The 14,390-nt window shown below is 61.0% G+C and carries 14 protein-coding genes; 7 read left to right on the forward strand and 7 right to left on the reverse strand.

Annotation, left to right across the window (positions count from 1 at the left end):
• Positions 1-100 precede the first annotated feature (100 nt).
• Positions 101-1,441, forward strand: coding sequence for a Na+/H+ antiporter family protein (locus ABD806_RS06030; protein WP_344955744.1), 1,341 nt, complete (start codon positions 101-103; stop codon positions 1,439-1,441).
• On the opposite strand, the gene ABD806_RS06035 is transcribed toward ABD806_RS06030, so the two are convergent.
• Entirely contained in the window at positions 1,407-2,336 is a 930-nt protein-coding gene (locus ABD806_RS06035; RefSeq protein WP_344955747.1) for a LysR substrate-binding domain-containing protein, read from the reverse strand. The genes ABD806_RS06030 and ABD806_RS06035 overlap by 35 nt on opposite strands.
• Before the next feature lie 101 nt (positions 2,337-2,437).
• On the opposite strand from ABD806_RS06035, the gene ABD806_RS06040 reads away from it, so the two are divergent.
• A complete protein-coding gene (locus ABD806_RS06040) occupies positions 2,438-3,253 on the forward strand; it encodes a phytanoyl-CoA dioxygenase family protein (protein ID WP_344955749.1) in 816 nt (271 codons plus the stop codon).
• A 270-nt stretch (positions 3,254-3,523) separates the two neighbouring features.
• Here ABD806_RS06040 and ABD806_RS06045 read toward each other — a convergent pair whose 3' ends face one another.
• The 5 genes from ABD806_RS06045 to ABD806_RS06065 all read right to left on the reverse strand — a co-directional run bounded on the left by ABD806_RS06045 (position 3,524) and on the right by ABD806_RS06065 (position 8,531).
• Entirely contained in the window at positions 3,524-4,003 is a 480-nt protein-coding gene (locus tag ABD806_RS06045; RefSeq protein WP_344955752.1) for a methyltransferase family protein, read from the reverse strand.
• A 105-nt stretch (positions 4,004-4,108) separates the two neighbouring features.
• The gene (locus ABD806_RS06050; RefSeq protein WP_344955754.1) at positions 4,109-5,890 is read right to left on the reverse strand and encodes a SulP family inorganic anion transporter; all 1,782 of its coding nucleotides are present in this window, start codon (positions 5,888-5,890) and stop codon (positions 4,109-4,111) included.
• Positions 5,891-6,189: 299 nt separating this feature from the next.
• Complete coding sequence (locus ABD806_RS06055; RefSeq protein WP_344955756.1) at positions 6,190-6,858, reverse strand: glutathione S-transferase family protein; 669 nt, start codon at positions 6,856-6,858, stop codon at positions 6,190-6,192.
• A gap of 24 nt (positions 6,859-6,882) precedes the next feature.
• Positions 6,883-7,500 (reverse strand): glutathione S-transferase family protein, encoded by a 618-nt coding sequence (locus tag ABD806_RS06060; RefSeq protein WP_344955759.1) that lies wholly within the window; start codon positions 7,498-7,500, stop codon positions 6,883-6,885.
• A gap of 200 nt (positions 7,501-7,700) precedes the next feature.
• Positions 7,701-8,531: an AraC family transcriptional regulator gene (locus ABD806_RS06065; RefSeq protein WP_344955761.1), complete on the reverse strand. Its 831-nt coding sequence runs from the start codon at positions 8,529-8,531 to the stop codon at positions 7,701-7,703.
• A 146-nt stretch (positions 8,532-8,677) separates the two neighbouring features.
• Between ABD806_RS06065 and ABD806_RS06070 the strand changes: the two genes are divergently transcribed.
• The 3 genes from ABD806_RS06070 (at position 8,678) to ABD806_RS06080 (ending at position 11,769) form a co-directional block, all read left to right on the forward strand.
• Complete coding sequence (locus ABD806_RS06070) at positions 8,678-9,232, forward strand: cytochrome P460 family protein (protein WP_344955765.1); 555 nt, start codon at positions 8,678-8,680, stop codon at positions 9,230-9,232.
• A gap of 177 nt (positions 9,233-9,409) precedes the next feature.
• A complete protein-coding gene (locus ABD806_RS06075) occupies positions 9,410-10,729 on the forward strand; it encodes a tetratricopeptide repeat protein (RefSeq protein WP_344955769.1) in 1,320 nt (439 codons plus the stop codon).
• Between the two features lie 98 nt (positions 10,730-10,827).
• On the forward strand, positions 10,828-11,769 hold the full coding sequence (locus tag ABD806_RS06080; protein WP_344955773.1) for a class I SAM-dependent methyltransferase: 942 nt from the start codon (positions 10,828-10,830) through the stop codon (positions 11,767-11,769).
• A gap of 98 nt (positions 11,770-11,867) precedes the next feature.
• Here ABD806_RS06080 and ABD806_RS06085 read toward each other — a convergent pair whose 3' ends face one another.
• Positions 11,868-12,431: an anti-virulence regulator CigR family protein gene (locus tag ABD806_RS06085; RefSeq protein WP_344955777.1), complete on the reverse strand. Its 564-nt coding sequence runs from the start codon at positions 12,429-12,431 to the stop codon at positions 11,868-11,870.
• A gap of 283 nt (positions 12,432-12,714) precedes the next feature.
• Between ABD806_RS06085 and ABD806_RS06090 the strand changes: the two genes are divergently transcribed.
• Both ABD806_RS06090 and ABD806_RS06095 read left to right on the forward strand, forming a co-directional pair.
• Positions 12,715-13,185, forward strand: coding sequence for a copper chaperone PCu(A)C (locus tag ABD806_RS06090; protein ID WP_344955780.1), 471 nt, complete (start codon positions 12,715-12,717; stop codon positions 13,183-13,185).
• Between the two features lie 220 nt (positions 13,186-13,405).
• Positions 13,406-14,389 carry a TRAP transporter substrate-binding protein gene (locus ABD806_RS06095; RefSeq protein WP_344955783.1) on the forward strand — a complete coding sequence of 328 codons (984 nt, stop codon included), beginning with the start codon at positions 13,406-13,408 and terminating at the stop codon, positions 14,387-14,389.
• The last annotated feature ends 1 nt before the right edge of the window (position 14,390 follow it).

Here is a 14,390-nt window from a genome sequence, read left to right on the forward strand (position 1 = left end):
GATGTAAATTCTGCTTTTCGCATTAAAAACGGATTTAAAAGTTAAAGATCGGACTCGTTATATTGGAAATGCATGAATTAAATGACAAGGAGTCGTGCCTATGAATGCAATCGTGTTGGCCATCGTGGTAATGGTGGGCTTATGCCTGGCCAGGGTATCCGTGGTGTTCTCCCTGGTGGTAGCCGCGCTGGTCGGCGGCCTGTACTCAGGAATGTCGGTCGAGGAAGTGATCGGCGCCTTCAATAATGGCCTGGGTGGCGGCGCCACCGTCGCGCTGGCCTATGCCACCCTGGGGGCCTTTGCGGTGGCATTGTCGCGCACCGGCATTACCGGGCTGGTATCTCAGCATACCCTGAAGATGATCGGCGGAGGAGCCGGCAACGGCCGCCTGAACAGCATCAAGTGGGCTTTGTTTGGCGCCCTGATCCTGGTGGGCGCGGCCTCGGGTACCATAGTGCCGGTCCATATCGCCTTTATTCCTATCCTGGTCCCGCCCCTGCTGGGGCTGATGAGCATGATGCAGCTGGATCGCCGGGCCGTCGCCTGCGTGATCACCTTCAGCATCACCATCATGTATATGACCACGCCGGTCGGCTTCGGCACCATTTTCCTCAATGACATCCTCACCAATAATGTCAACGAGGCAGGAGCCGAGCTGGGCATGACGGTCACCGCCGCCATGGCGCCGAAAGCCATGCTGATCCCCGCGGCGGGCATGGTGCTGGGGCTGCTGGTCGCGGTATTTTACAGCTACCGTACTCCCCGCCAGTACCGACACTCGGAGGCTGCCGCCCAATCCCAGGGCGACAAAAGCGCCAGCCTGTCCCGCCTGCAGCTCTTCATTATCCTGGTGGCCATCGTCGGCGCCCTGATCGTTCAGCTGACCACCGGCTCCATGGTGCTGGGTGGCCTGCTCGGCTTCGCCTTGCTGTCGATGAACGGCATGTTCAAATGGAAAGAACAGGACGATGTGTTTACCCAGGGCATGCGGTTGATGGCGCTGATCGGCTTTATCATGATTTCGGCCTCCGGCTTTGCCAGCGTGATGAAAGCCTCCGGCGCCATTCCCGAACTGGTCACCAGCTCGACCGCCCTGATCGGCGACAGTCCGGCATTGGCGGCCCTGATCATGCTGCTGGTCGGCCTGTTTATCACCATGGGTATAGGATCTTCTTTTTCTACCGTGCCCATCATAGCGGCGATTTATGTGCCGCTGGCCCTGAGTTTCGGCTTTTCACCCCTGGCGACCCTGGCGCTGGTGGGCACCGCCGGCGCCCTGGGGGATGCGGGCTCTCCAGCCTCAGACTCGACCCTGGGACCCACCGCCGGGCTGAATGCGGATGGTCAGCATGATCATATCCGGGACTCGGTTATCCCCACCTTTATCCATTACAACATCCCGCTGATCATCTTCGGCTGGATAGCCTCTCAGGTACTTTAGTAAAGGTTCGGCCGACAAAGTCCATAAACAGACGTGCCGGTACGGACGCGGTAAATCGCCGTGACCGTGCCAGCACGACTCTTTGCGGTGGAAAGTCATCCACCAGCGGCAGGCAAACAATGGGATAACCGTCGTAACTGCGATCACCCACCGGCCGGGTACAGGACAGGGCCAGGCCATGGCCGTGGGCAACCAGTCCCCTTTGCATCTCGAACGACGCCGTGGTGTAGGTGATGTTGGGTTTGATATCCTGATGCCAGAACAGCGACATGAAATATTCCCGGGTCAGCGGCAAATCCTGAAAGATCAGCGGCTCATCGCTGATCTCTGCCAGGGCCACCTTTTCTTCCACCGCCAGTCGGTGCCCGGCCGGCACCAGCACATAGGGTTTCAGCTCATCCAGCACCCGGCTGTCTATGTCCTGCTCCAGGCCCAGATCATAGCTGAGCGCCAGCTCGGCCCTCCCCTGGGTCAACGCCTCGCTGACCCCGGCCAGATCCTGCTCCAGCATCAGTAGCTTGATGCGGGGATAATGGCGCCCGAATTCATTGATCAACCTGGGCAGATAATAGGGCGCTATATCCCTGAAACAGGCGATGGCCAGCTGCCCTTCTACCTGGTGTTCGTCCTCCTGTATGCTGGCCAGCAGGTTGGTCGAGGTGGTCAGGATCAGCTGTGCTTCCTTCAGCAGGATCTCCCCTTTGGACGTCAGACTCACCCCCTGGCCCCGGTGGCGCTGGAACAACGGCTGCCCCAACAGGCTTTCCAGTTGATGGATGGCGATAGACACCGACGGCTGGGAAACATAGAGCGCTTCCGCCGCCTTGCTGATATTGCCGTGCCGGGCAACGGTGACGAAATAGCTGAGCTGGCGGAAGGTAAATGGTATAGCCATTTATCTATATCTCGAATACAAAAAGTGTATTTATAACCTATGTTACTTGTCTGTTAAAGTCATCCCTGTCGTTCATCACCGGACAAGAAGGACTTATCGACATGCGGACACTCGGCCCGACCCTGCTCACCCAGGAGCAGAAAGACACCTATCAACGCGATGGTGCCATCGTAATCAAGGGGATGTTCAAAGACTGGATTGAACCCCTGCGGGAAGGGTTTGAACAGGTATTGCGCGCACCCGGGCCCCATGGCCGGGAAAACGTCACCAGTGGCGCCGGCGGTCGTTTCTTCGAGGATTATTGCAACTGGCAGCGTATTCCCGAGTTCAAACGCTGGATAGAACAGTCGCCGGGAGCCGCTATTGCCGGGGAAATCACCGGCTCCGACTATATCCAGGTGTTCCACGAGCATATTCTGGTGAAGGAGCCCGGCACTTCCAAGCCCACCCCCTGGCATCAGGACATGCCCTACTACTGCGTCGACGGCGAGAAAACCGCAAGCTACTGGATACCGCTGGATCCGGTCACCAGGGACAACACCCTGCAGGTGGTGCTGGGCTCCCACAAGTGGCCCAGGCTGATCCGCCCCAGCCGCTGGTCCACCAATGAATCCTGGTATAAAGACGACAGCCAGTTTATGGAGATGCCCTGCATTGACGGCGGCGAATTCGACATCCTGACCCCCGAGCTGGAGCTGGGCGATGCGCTGATCTTCAACTTCAAAACTGTGCACGGGGCGCCGGGCAACCAGACCCGGCGTCGCCGGCGGGCATTTTCCACCCGCTTTATGGGCGACGATGTACGCTTCGCCGAGCGGGGCGGAGAAACCTCACCCCCCTTTACCGGCATCGGCCTGCAGCAGGGCGATGCCATGCGCGAAGACTGGTTCCCCGTGGTATGGCGCAAAGACGTCTGATGAGCCGTTGGCCAGGGTGTGCCCCGCTACTGTTGATGATTTAGCCGCCGCCCCAACAGGGCGCGATCAAGGCAGCAGGCGCAATCACCAAAAACGAGGTCAACGTCGCCGAGGCGGCCAAGGCATCCCTGCCTTACTGGCTCATCTTGCTGATGGCGGTTGCCCTGCTGACCGGCTTTCCGTCCCTCGCCCTCTGGTTACCCGATATCATGCAATAACGGTCCGCCGCCCCCGCCGGGCAGGCGACCTACTCCCCCCGACATCACCGTCTCATAGCCAGCGCCTGACCTTGGCACAGTAGGCGCGGTAGGCTTCCCCGAAGCGCTGCGCCAGGATGCGCTCTTCGGGCAGGATCTGAAAACGGTTCATATAGCCCACATAGCCGGCAAGCAGCAGCAGGTTGGCCAACTGCCCAAGCCATAAAACCCAGGCCAGCAGCAACAGCAGATCCCCCAGATAAATAGGGTTGCGGGACCAGCGAAATACGCCGGTCACCACCAGCGTAGAAGTATTGCCGGGACGCAGCGGGTTGACCGTAGTCCTGGCCCGAAGCAAGGCGCCGGCGGCACTGCCGATCAACAACAAGCCGCTTCCCAGCAACAGGCCGATCACCAGATCCGGCCAGACCAGCGTAAAGCGGCCGCCCCCCAGTTCCTGGGCGCATACCCACATCATGAGCCCGAACAAGGCCACCACCAAAGGGGGCGGTATCAACAGGTCCAGGGACACGCCGGGCTTATTGGTGCTCATGGTGCTCTTCCTCTTCGACAGTGAAAGAAACACCCTATCAGCAAGACGGTCGCAAAAAGCAGGCGCATCTATACGACCGGCACGCGTCCGAGAATGGCGGGGCGCTCAACGGCCATGCCCGGTGGCACTCGTCAGGGGCACGACCTTGCCGGCTTCCGGCTCAGGAGTAACCGGCTCTGACGCGACCGACACCGGCGTCTCGGGTTCCCGGTAATGGCGGGTCTCAAGCAAGGCCTGGTAGGTGTCGGGGTAGATATGGATACCTTCTTCCCCCACCCGGATCCCGGCCTGTTTAAACCAATGCGTCACTTGGGTACGCCGCCCGGCCATCACCATTTGTATTCCACGACGTTTCAGCTCCTTGTGCAGCTCGGCCACCATGCTCATCACGCTGATATCCTGATGGGTAAAGCAGGCCACCGCATCGATCACCAGGCATTTGGGCGGCACCGGTTCCTGGGCCAACAGATGCAGCACCCGGCGCTTGAAGTAAGAAGCGTTAAAGTAGGTCAGTGGCGAGTTAAAGCGATAGATCAAGGCCCCGGGAACGGCTTTGACTTTCTCGCTGCGGCCCATGGTGTGCACCACCCCGGCTTCGTTCATGCCCAGCAGTTGTTCGGTGGGGCGCATGACATTGCGCAGAAACTGAAACAGACCGAGCAACACCGCCAGGGTAATACCCGGGATCACCCCCATGGCGAGCACGCTGATAAAGGTGATGCCCGCCAGCCAGAACGCCGAACTGTCGGAATAACGCAAGGCCCACAGTCCCTTGACGTCGAGCAGTGACACCGATGCCATGATCAGCACCACTCCCAGGGCCGCGGTGGGGATATATTGCAGCGGTGCCGTCAGATAGAAGGTGACCAGGGCGATGGCGGCGGCGGCGATGATCGATACCAGCTGGCTTTTGCCGCCGTTGGCGTCGTTCACCGCGGTACGCGAATCGGCACCACTGATGGCAAAGCCCTGGGACATCGCCGAGGCCAGGTTGGCAAAACCCAGCGCCCTGAACTCCTTGTCCGCATCGATCTCGTAGCCATTCCTGGCGGCAAAACTACGGGCGGTCAGCATCATGGAAACGAAGCTCACCATCGCCAGGTTCAGCGCCGGCAACACCAGTTCCCGCATCAGGCCGGGCGGAAACTCGGGTATCTGCAGCAGGGCCGCCGAGCCCACGGTGCCCACGGTGGCAATGCCCTGCGTACCGAGATCCAGCGCCCATACCAGGCCGCCGCTGATGGCCAGCGCCAGCATGCTGCCCGGCCACTGGGGCCGCAAGCGCTTGCTGAGCAGCAGCAGCACCAGGGTAAGCAGGCTGATGCCCAGGGTGGGCAAATGAATGCGGGAGAAGTACCCCAGGCTCTCGGCAATCCGCTCGATCAGATGGCGCTGATCAAAGGTAAAACCCAATACCTTGGAAAGCTGACCCACTATGATGGTAATGGCCACCCCGTTGAGCAGTCCCATCAGGATCGGGCGGGACAGGAAGTCCGCCAGCACCCCCAGCTTGAAACGACTGGCGATCAGGCACCAGAACCCGGTCATCGCCGTCATGGTCATCACCAGCTGCCAATGGCGGGTCGCATCACCGGCCGCCAGCGGCGTGACCACGGCGGCAATAACGGCGCAGGTGGCCGCATCCGGCCCCACAATCAACTGCCGGGAGGTGCCAAACAGGGAGTAGGCCACCATCGGCAAAATACAGGAGTAAAGGCCGACGATGGCCCCCACCCCCGCCAGCTCCGCATAGGCAATAGCGACCGGCAACGCCACCGCCGCCACCGACAGGCCGGCCCGCAGATCCGGCACCAGCCAACTGCGCTGATAATGAAGCAATACCGCAAGCCCGGGCATCCAGCGCGCCAGGGAAAATAATTCGCTCATTATATAACCACTTGAGTAGATTTTTATGATGAGACCAGGGGGCCACGCCCTCACGGCCTCAAATCGGGGGCCATATACTGCATGCAGAGCCGCCGGCACTGCAACAGGTGAAAGATTGGCAACAGCAAAAACCGGACCAGGCCGACCCGATAAGGTTGTTATTTCATTATTAGCCAATATCGTCCGGCTTGCCCGCCCCGCTGAGAAAGATGGCCGGCAGGGCCGGTAACAAAAACGCCCCACCCGGGTACAGTCCGCGGATGGGACGCCAACAACGGCCAACGGCTGGAAACGACGGGTTAGCGGGTGACCATATTGCGGATTTGCTCGGCCCGCGCTTCATCGCTCAGCTCGGAAGGAGGCGGGGTGACGATGCCTTTCTGGCAGGCCGGACGCTGGGCCAGTTCGCCCAGCCAGCGCTGCAGGTGGGCAAGCCCTTCGATATCAATCCCGCTCCATTCGTAGCCACGCACCCAGGGCCAGGTGGCCATATCGGCGATGCTGTATTCGTCACCGGCCAGATAACGGTACTTGGCCAGCTGGCCATCCATCACCTCGAACAGCCGGCGGCCTTCGTGCTGGTAACGATCGATGGCGGCCGGGATTTTTTCCGGGAAATAGCGGTAAAACACATTGGCCTGGCCCATCATAGGGCCGACGCCGCCCATCTGGAACATCAGCCACTGGATCACCCGGGAACGCTTGTTGGCATCATCGGGCAGGAACTTGCCGGTTTTTTCGGCCAGATACAACAGGATGGCGCCGGACTCAAACACCGCGAAATCGTCGTTGTCCCGATCGACGATGGCCGGGATGCGGCCATTGGGATTGATCGCCAGAAATTCCGACTGCTTCTGCTCGTTGGCGCCCAGGTCCAGCGGATGAACCTGGTATTCCAGGCCCATCTCCTCCAGGGCAATGGAGATTTTAAAACCGTTGGGCGTCGCAGCGGTATAGAGGTCGATCATGGTCATCTTCCTGGTTCGGGTGGTTTATAGGGACACGATAGCAGGCCGCGCTGCCAACTGCTGCTGCCAGCGTTGCAGGTGGGGCAGGCTCTGATCAGCCTCGATATCCATACGGCCGATGAATTCCATCAACACATAGGCACAGATATCGGCGATGGAATACTGCTCGCCGGCCAGATAAGGCGATTCGGCCAGCCGCTGGTCCAGCCTGGGCAGGAAGGCCTGCACCCGCGCCTTCGACTCATGGCCCCAGGCCTCGACGCAGTTTTCCCGGTCCTGATAGACCCGGGTCAGGTTACGGAACGCCTGAAACGCCGGCACCAGACCGTCCAGCTCGACGATACGATGCCACATCTCCACCCGGGCACGCTCCAGGGGGGTATTACCGAACAGCGAGATGTCCGCAGGGTAGCGTTCGTCCAGGTAGCGGCAAATAGCCACCGACTCGCACAGATAGCTGCCGTCATCCAGCGCCAGCAGCGGAATGCGGCCGTTGACGCTCATCGCCCTGAAGGCGTCGCTCAGGTTTTCGCCCCCGCGGATATCCACGGGTACCCGCTCGATTTCAATGCCCATTTCCGCCAGAAAAATACCGACACGCCGGGCGCTCGGCGAAGGAGCCAGTTCATAGAGCTTCATCATCAATCCTCTTTACAACCGCTTGGTTTGACTAAAATTTACGCCATTACAGAACAATCGGTCAATCATCGGATTGCCCCTTGAGGTGAAGCAAGATGGCCAGGAGCTGCAGCTTTGACAGACAGGAAAAACGCATCAAAGCCAAGGAGCTGTTCTGACACAAGGCGGTGCCGGTGAGGTGTTGCCGGACTACCTTGCCTCCTTCAAGACGACGTCTTAGGCAGCTGCTTCAGCCACTGGCTTGGCGAAAGCCCCAGCTGTTGCCTGAAGGCCTTGGCCAGCGCCGGTGACCCGCTGTAGCCCACGGTGCTGGCCACATGATCAGTCGGCTTGCCTTCTTTGAGCAGGGCCTGAGCCAGGCACAGGCGCCACTGAATAAGGTATGCCCCCGGGGTCTGCCCCAGGGTGTCGCGAAAGGCTACCGCAAAACGGGCCCTGGACATGCCGGCCCTGGCCGCCAGTGTGACCAGTGTCCAGTTCGCCGACGGCTGCTCATGGATGGCGATCAGCGCCTTCGACAGCCGCGGATCGGCCAGCCCGGCCAGCAGCCCGACATCAAGATCACCGGACTCCATCAGGTAACGATAAAGCTGAATGATCAACAGCTCACAAAGCCTGTCCAACGCCGCCTGACGGCCACAGCGATCGTTAAACGCTTCCTCGAACAACAGCGCCAGGGTGCCGGCCAAGGAGTCCAGTTCTTCCAAGGGGATCACGATAGGATGAGCCATCGCCCTGGCCAGCGGGTTGCTGGCGGCCGAGCCAAAGGTGAAGGTGCCGCAGACGGTTTCCGCCCCCGCCTCGCCCGGGATCAGGCGGTGACCGCCGGGCTCCATAAAGAACATCAGGCTGGGCCGGTCGATGATGATATCCCCGGCATCGGCGCTTTCAAGCGTCAGGCTGCCGCGCTTGAGGATATGGATATAGCCGCCGCCCTCGCCGCCGTGATAGCTGGCGGCACCACAGAGCGGGCCGGTGTTAAATACCCGGGCATTGAGATGAAAATGCCGGAGCAGTGCCGCGAGTCGATCCATATTGATACCAATGGATAAAAAATATGGACTATAAGATATCACCCGTCTTGATTTATCGTCCATGCTTACTGCAGAGACCGACCGGCCCCTATTGGCTCGCGCCATGACCAGGTCCGGCCAATGTTAACGACGGCAGGAGCTGAACGATGAACAAGATAATACCGGGTACCTTGCTGGCCGCCTTGATGACGGGGCCATTATCCGCCACGGCGGCCGATCTCGCCGAGCAAACCTATGGCCGCTACGTGGATCAACAGGGGGGGATCTCGCTACCCCAGGATGCACGCTCAAGCTGGCCCCATTTGGGTTCTTGGATAGTGGAGGATCCCGACGCGCCCGGCCACGGATTCCATGACGTCTATACCCAGCCGGAGGCGGTGCAGGGGTACAGGGAAAAAGGGGTATTTCCAGACGGCACCATATTGATCAAGGAAATCCGCAGCATTGAATCGGGCACCAAAACCACCGGCCAGGCCCAGTGGGCTGGCGAACCACAAATATGGTTTGTCATGGTCAAAGACGACAAGGGCCGTTTTGACAGCCCGCACTGGGACAAGGGGTGGGGATGGGCCCTTTATGAAGCCAAGGATCCCTCGAAAAATGTCTCCACGAGTTTTGCCGAAACCTGCCAGGCGTGCCATCTTCCGGCAGAGAGCACCGGCTGGGTATTCACCGAAGGATATCCGACTCTGAAGAAATAGCGGTCGGCGGTGCCTTCATATGGCACCGCCTTTGTTATGCCTGGCCGTCGCGCTGTTGACAAAAGATCCCATGGCGTCGAGCCTTAGGGTGTGACACTCGCTCACTTGACCATCCGCCCGGCTTGCTGGACCCCTTCTCTTCGCCGGCTCGCCAGGGCTGTTGCAGGAGTCATCAAGATGCTCACCGATCAACAAGGAAACCCGCTCACCGGGGCCACGACAGAGGCCGCCGCCTTGTTCGACCAGGCCGTCACGGCATTCAACCTGTATCGGGGCGACCCCATCGAACTGCTCGATCGGGCCATGGCGGCCGCCCCCGGTTTCGCCATGGCACCCATCATGAAGGCCTGGCTGTTCGCCGTGGCGACCGAGCCACAAGCCACGCTATACGCCCGCGACCTGCTCGATCACATCAAGACCCTCAGGCTCGGCGAACGCGAGTCCTCGCTCCTTGCCGCCCTCGAGCTGCTGCTCGCCGGAAACTGGACCGCCGCGGCCCTGGCACTCGACCGGCACTGCATGCGCCTGCCCCGCGATCTTGTCGCCCTCCAGTGCGGACACCTGCTGGACTTCTATCGCGCCAACGCCCGCGAGCTGCGCGATCGCATTGCCCGGGCGCTGCCGCACTGGTCGCCCGAGACGCCGGGGTACTCCATCCTGCTCGGCATGTACGCCTTCGGGCTGGAAGAAAACGGCGATTACGCCCGGGCCGAGGCCGCCGGCCGGCAGGCCGTGGCCATGCAGCCGCTCGATTGCTGGGCGCACCATGCGGTCACCCATGTGATGGAAATGCAGGGCCGGGCCGAAGACGGCATCGGCTGGATGATGACGCGCGAACCCTATTGGTCCGGCGATGACAACTTCTTCAAGGTGCACAACTGGTGGCATCGGGCGCTCTACCACCTGGATCTGGATCAGCAAGACCAGGCGCTGGCCCTCTATGACGGGCCGATCCGCGCGGGCCACAGCACCATGGCGCTCGATATGGTCGACGCCACGGCGCTGCTGTGGCGCCTGCAACTGGCGGGAGTGGAACTCGGTGAACGCTGGCAGGAATTGTCCGAGGCCTGGGACCGGCACGCCGACGGCCGCCTCTATCCGTTCAACGACTGGCATGCCGCCATGGCCTGTCTCGGTGCCGGGCGGGAGCCGGAACTGGAGCGGATCCTGCAGGCCTGCCGCGCCGCCGGCCGCGAAACGGGAGAAGTGGCCGCCTGGACGCGGGAGACGGGCCTGCCGCTGATCGAAGGCTTCGTGGCCTTCTGGCGGGGCGACTACCCGCTGGCGGCGGAAAAGCTCCATGGGGCGCGCCATATTGCCAACCGCTTCGGCGGCAGCCATGCCCAGCGCGATATCATCGACTGGACCCTGACCGAGGCGGCGGTGCGCGGCGGGCTCAATGATCTCGCCCAGGCACTCGCCCACGAACGCCTGGCGCTCAAGCCCCACAGCGCCGTCAACCGCCGTTTCCTTTCCAGCATCATAACGAATGAATGAATGAATGAATGACAGGCCGCCCGCATGACCCTGCCGCGGGTGGCCTTATCGAAAGCGGGCCGCTAGAATGGCCTTCTTTTCTTGCCGGACTAAGACTCATGGATCTCACCGCCCTGCCCACCCTGTACGCTCACCTGCACAGCGCCCTCGGCGAACTGCCCGACGAAGCGAGGCGGCTGTTCCACGGCCGGGGCCGTTGCTGGCCGGGGCTGGAGCAGCTGACCGTGGACTGGCTGGACGGCCAGTTGCTGGTATCACTGTTCAGGGAGCCGGAGCCGGCTTTTTTGTCGGGCCTGCATGCCCTGTTGCAGGAGCTGACCGGGCAGGACGTCTGGCGGAGCAGCGGCGCCCGCGCCTTGCTGCTGCAACACCGCAGCCGGGAAGGCAGCCCCCTGGAGGTGCTCTGGGGAACGCTGGAGCCGGAGCCCAGGGTCCGCGAACAGGGCCTGAACTATCAGCTGGTGCTGGGCCGCAACCAGAACCACGGCCTGTTCCTGGATATGCGCTATGGCCGCCGCTGGGTGCGGCGGCAGGCCAAAGATAAGCGGGTGCTCAACCTGTTTGCCTACACCTGCGGGTTTTCGGTGGCCGCGCTGGCCGGCGGCGCCAAGCAGGTGGTCAACCTGGACATGGCCAGCTCCGCCCTGGCCCGGGGACGGGACAATCACCGGCTGAACGGACACGACCTGGGCAAGGTGACCTTCCTCGGTCATGAGCTGTTCAAGTCCTGGGGCAAGGTGCGCAAGCTGGGTCTTTATGAGCTGATCATCATAGATCCGCCCTCCTTCCAGAAAGGCAGCTTTGCGCTGACCCGGGACTACCAAAAAATCCTGCGCCGACTGCCCGAGCTGCTGACCGACAACGGCCGGGTGCTGGCCTGCGTCAACGATCCGGACATTCCCTGCCGGTTCCTGATCGACGGCATGGCGGAGCAGGCCCCCCGGCTGCGCTTTGTCGAACGGCTGGACAACCCGCCCGAGTTTGCGGATATCGACCCCGAGGCCGGGCTCAAGGCCCTGGTATTTGACCACCGGGCTTGATTGACGGCACCGTTTGTCCTCCTCGAAAAGCCCCCTCCATACAAGACGCCCCGCTGGATAAACCAGGCCGGGGCACGTATCTGGTTAAGCCGATGGCGTCAGTCGAGGATATGCTCCAATATCAGGTGAATATTCCTGGTGGCAATCTCAACCAGTACCGCATCCCGGCCGACCCGGTGCCACTCATAGCCATCATAATGGGGCAGCCGGCTGTGCAGGTGCGGATCGAATTGCTTGGCAATCCCCGGGGGCAGCGGCTTGCCCCGTTGAAGGTTCATGCGAATACCCGGGGGCAGGGCCTCATAATCATGGTGGTGACGGTCAAACTGGCGGTGGTAATCACGGAAGATCAACCGTACCCGGGCCTCGTCTATCGAGGGGCCGTGGCCATGATGATGGCCCCCCCGATCGTCATTGCCGTGGTAGTCGTCCCTGTGATTATCACGACGATGCACCCGCTCTCTGTCGTTGCCCTGATCGTTCCCCTGGTGATCATTATCTTCATCTTCATAGCGGTGAGCCTTGCCATGGGCCGATTTGAACTCTTTATGCGCCCCATGGCCCTTGCCTTCCGGCGGCTCGGCCAGTACCGGCGCGGCGGCCAGCAGCAGACCCATGGCACAACTCAGCAGTGAAATACGGGGTTTGTAGAAAACAGCCATAGTGCGTCCTGTAGCAGGGGGGAGTTCACATCAGCATACTGCCTATGCCGAACCCAGGCAAAACGCCGGCCGCGGCAACAAGACCTTTCCTGTCGCCTGCCGCACGGCTCCAGACCGGGGGTAGACCTATGCCCTGTCTCATTCCGTTATCGCGGGACAGTTTCCATATAGCGGCCAGCCTCACGCCCTGAATGGAGCTGACTTCTGTCCGCATCCCGTTACAATGGGACGGCATTCCATGCGTGGCCCAAACACCCCGGCCACCCTACCTTGAGGATAAGATATGTTGGTTCGTTCACTGCTTGCTTCGGTCATCCTGTTAACCACCGCCGCAGCCCAGGCCCATGAATATCAGGCGGGCGCCTTGCAGATCGATCACCCCTGGAGCCGGGCGGTACCGCCCATGGCGAAAGTGGCCGGCGCCTTCCTGAGCATCAATAACCAGGGCGGCGAAGAAGACGTCTTACTGGGCGCCCGTACCCCGCTGGCGGAAAAGGTGGAAATCCACCAGAGCATGCTGGAAGGCGACATGATGCAGATGCGGCAGGTCTCGGCCCTGCCGATTCCGGCCCATGGCGAAGTGGTTCTGAAGCCGGGCGGCTACCACCTGATGCTGATCAACCTGAGCAGCCAGCCCGGGGAAGGCGACAGGTTCCCGCTGATCCTGCAGTTCGAAAAGGCGGGTGAGGTGGAGGTAGAAATCGCCGTGGAGGCGGCAGTCAAGAAAGACGCACATGCCGGCATGCACCACTGATGACATGACGGCATAGGCCCCTGACGATCATCCACCCGGACGTCAGGGACCCATCTGCTTACGGCCTTATCCGGCGCGGGATAAAGCTCCCAGGGCCGGCGAAAAAATCATTAGCGATAAGCCGCAATTGAGCATCAATTGGTCGCATATGAGACCATGATTATTTCCCTGAGCCCTCAGACTCGAGAAGACGCACCATACTCTCAGGGATGTAGACCATATGAAAAGCTCACTTTCGGCCCTTGTGCTGGCCCTTTCGACACTGATGCCCCTCCACGCCGTTGCCGAAACCAAGATGGATTTCTCCAACGAATACAACTACAGCTCGATACACGCCGAAGGCGACAGCTACTTCATCGGCAAGGTCAGCGAGCTGACCAACAACGAGGTGAACATCACCCTGCATACCGGCGGCGCCCTGGGCTTCAAGTCGGCGGATCATTTCTATGCGGTGGCCGACAACGCCATCCAGATAGCCGACACCCTGGCCGGCACCCTGGGCGGCATAGACCCGATATTTTCCCTGTCCTCCCTGCCCTTCCTGGCCAGCAACGAAGACCAGGCAGAAAAGCTGTACCGGATCGCCCGCCCCCATTACGAAAAGGTCTTCGCCGACAACAATCAGGTGCTGCTGTACGCTTCCCCCTGGCCGGCCAGCGGCATCTGGGCTAAAAAGGAGGTGGCGTCAAGGGACAGCATTAAAAACCTGAAGATCCGCACCTATGACAAGAACGGCACCATTACCCTGCGGGAAGCCGGTGCCTCGCCGGTGAACCTGTCCTGGGCCGATGTGGTACCCCAGCTGTCGACCGGCGGCATCGAAGCCGTGCTGACCTCGGCGGAAGCCGGTGCCAACGCCAGCTTCTGGGAACATCTCAATCACTACAGCGCCATCCAGTACGCCATTCCGCTCAATATGGTGCATATGAACAAGGATGAATTCGACGGGCTCGACGAAGCCCGGCAGCAGGCCATCCTGGAAGCGGCCAGGCTGACCGACGAGCATAACTGGCAGGAAGTCCGCGCGCGGGTGGCCAAGAACTATCAGCAGCTGGGTCAGCACGGCGTCAGTATCAACGACCAGCTGCCCGGGGAGTTCACCACCCAGCTTGAGCAGGCGGCGGCAAAAGCCATCGAGAAATGGGTGGAGGAAACCGGGGAGCGCGGCCGGGACATCCTGACCCGGTTCAAGCAGGAAGGCTGAC

The sequence above is a fragment of the Zobellella aerophila genome (assembly GCF_039539325.1).
Lineage (GTDB): Bacteria > Pseudomonadota > Gammaproteobacteria > Enterobacterales > Aeromonadaceae > Oceanimonas > Oceanimonas aerophila.

What these genes read in the sequence shown, in the direction of transcription:
- ABD806_RS06030 (WP_344955744.1), top strand. Translation starts at nt 101, where the DNA reads ATGAATGCAATCGTGTTGGCCATCGTGGTAATGGTGGGCTTATGCCTG.
- ABD806_RS06035 (WP_344955747.1), bottom strand. Translation starts at nt 2,336, where the DNA reads ATGGCTATACCATTTACCTTCCGCCAGCTCAGCTATTTCGTCACCGTT.
- ABD806_RS06040 (WP_344955749.1), top strand. Translation starts at nt 2,438, where the DNA reads ATGCGGACACTCGGCCCGACCCTGCTCACCCAGGAGCAGAAAGACACC.
- ABD806_RS06045 (WP_344955752.1), bottom strand. Translation starts at nt 4,003, where the DNA reads ATGAGCACCAATAAGCCCGGCGTGTCCCTGGACCTGTTGATACCGCCC.
- ABD806_RS06050 (WP_344955754.1), bottom strand. Translation starts at nt 5,890, where the DNA reads ATGAGCGAATTATTTTCCCTGGCGCGCTGGATGCCCGGGCTTGCGGTA.
- ABD806_RS06055 (WP_344955756.1), bottom strand. Translation starts at nt 6,858, where the DNA reads ATGATCGACCTCTATACCGCTGCGACGCCCAACGGTTTTAAAATCTCC.
- ABD806_RS06060 (WP_344955759.1), bottom strand. Translation starts at nt 7,500, where the DNA reads ATGATGAAGCTCTATGAACTGGCTCCTTCGCCGAGCGCCCGGCGTGTC.
- ABD806_RS06065 (WP_344955761.1), bottom strand. Translation starts at nt 8,531, where the DNA reads ATGGATCGACTCGCGGCACTGCTCCGGCATTTTCATCTCAATGCCCGG.
- ABD806_RS06070 (WP_344955765.1), top strand. Translation starts at nt 8,678, where the DNA reads ATGAACAAGATAATACCGGGTACCTTGCTGGCCGCCTTGATGACGGGG.
- ABD806_RS06075 (WP_344955769.1), top strand. Translation starts at nt 9,410, where the DNA reads ATGCTCACCGATCAACAAGGAAACCCGCTCACCGGGGCCACGACAGAG.
- ABD806_RS06080 (WP_344955773.1), top strand. Translation starts at nt 10,828, where the DNA reads ATGGATCTCACCGCCCTGCCCACCCTGTACGCTCACCTGCACAGCGCC.
- ABD806_RS06085 (WP_344955777.1), bottom strand. Translation starts at nt 12,431, where the DNA reads ATGGCTGTTTTCTACAAACCCCGTATTTCACTGCTGAGTTGTGCCATG.
- ABD806_RS06090 (WP_344955780.1), top strand. Translation starts at nt 12,715, where the DNA reads ATGTTGGTTCGTTCACTGCTTGCTTCGGTCATCCTGTTAACCACCGCC.
- ABD806_RS06095 (WP_344955783.1), top strand. Translation starts at nt 13,406, where the DNA reads ATGAAAAGCTCACTTTCGGCCCTTGTGCTGGCCCTTTCGACACTGATG.